The following is a 522-nucleotide window of genomic DNA, read 5'->3' on the forward strand; positions in this document are numbered from 1 at the left end:
TCTAGGGTCAGTTCGACCGGCAGGGCAAACTCAACCTCTTTGAACAGCCGCCCATTGGCGCGTTCATACAGGTCGGCAGCATCCCAGTAGTCGGCGGGGCGCTCGGCCCACTCGGGCAGGTGGCCGGACTGAGTGTGCAGCACCTCGTCACGGTCGCGGGAGTAACGGCCCTCCCGCTGGATGTAATCGGCTTTCGCCTTGGCCGACTGGCCGCCGTTCCGGCTGCCGGTCTTGGCCGTAAGGTGATAGATGGCCATAGGGGTTTAGCTCCATGCAATGGCCCTCGGAGAGCGCACAGCCCCAAAGGGGTGCCCGCAGGGCAGTTTCTCGAAGAGAAACCGGTAAGTGCGCCCTCCCGTTAGAATGACGGTCGGGGTTTGCGGTGTCTGTGCTCCGATGATAGCATGATGGCAAGCACATAACCAAGGGGAATGTCAACATGGCAAAAGCAGCGGAACGGCTCGCCAAGCTGGAAGAGCAACGGGCACGGATCAACGCCAAGATCCAGCGGGTCAGGGCACG

Annotated in this window: 1 pseudogene; it reads right to left on the bottom strand. The window is 61.9% G+C overall.

Annotated elements, in window-relative coordinates:
* Window positions 1–257: pseudogene (locus tag R8O10_RS27400) on the bottom strand (DNA primase); the annotation flags it as partial.
* Window positions 258–522: the final 265 nt, after the last annotated feature.

The organism is Vibrio sp. 1727 (assembly GCF_033344415.1).
Classification (GTDB): domain Bacteria; phylum Pseudomonadota; class Gammaproteobacteria; order Enterobacterales; family Vibrionaceae; genus Vibrio; species Vibrio alginolyticus.